Source organism: Solihabitans fulvus (genome assembly GCF_008386585.1).
Lineage (GTDB): Bacteria > Actinomycetota > Actinomycetes > Mycobacteriales > Pseudonocardiaceae > Solihabitans > Solihabitans fulvus.
The window spans coordinates 1-221 of the sequence record NZ_VUOB01000400.1 but is presented as its reverse complement, the minus strand read 5'-3'; the positions used below and the strand labels follow the sequence as shown (position 1 = coordinate 221).

1 protein-coding gene is annotated in these 221 nt (G+C 39.4%); it reads left to right on the top strand.

Going from position 1 to position 221, the window contains the following annotated elements; all coding sequences use genetic code 11:
* The coding region (locus tag F0L68_RS46155) for a hypothetical protein (RefSeq protein WP_223199677.1) at positions 1-221 on the top strand (221 nt) is incomplete at both ends.

Genomic DNA, 221 nt, shown 5'->3' with positions numbered 1-221 from the left:
CGGAATGGAATGGAATGGAATGGTGTGGAATGGAATGGAATGGTACGGAATAGAATGGAATGGAACGAACTGTAATAAAATGGAATTGAATGGAATGGAAGCCAAAGGAAAGGAATCAAATGTCATGGAATGGAATGGAACGGTCTCGAAAGGAATGGAATCGTATGCAATCAAACCAATCAAAGGCAAAGCAATGGATTGGAATATAATGGAATGGAATG